The sequence below is a fragment of the Pseudoalteromonas aliena genome, from assembly GCF_038155085.1.
Classification (GTDB): Bacteria; Pseudomonadota; Gammaproteobacteria; order Enterobacterales; family Alteromonadaceae; genus Pseudoalteromonas; species Pseudoalteromonas aliena_A.
Map to the genome: position 1 here is coordinate 1 of NZ_JBAKAU010000150.1, position 223 is coordinate 223.

General features: G+C 42.6%; 1 pseudogene. It reads left to right on the forward strand.

The features are described from left to right. Positions 1-223, forward strand: a pseudogene (locus V6260_RS18885) (hypothetical protein); the annotation flags it as partial.

Sequence of the window (223 nt, forward strand, 5' to 3'; positions counted from 1 at the left end):
CGCCTTGAAAAAAGTAAATGGGCAATTTTAACCGCTGTCATATTTACACCCCTTTTTATGTGGTTAGTTCTTGGTAAAGAACTTGTACGAGAAGTTGAGAGTTTTGCATCTCAAGAAATGGAAGCGTCTTGGCCACTGCCTCTTGAAAAATGGCATCAACAAAACTGCCCATCTCCTTATGCTGATACGGCAAATAGCCGAGCACAAAAGGGTGGCTGTTACG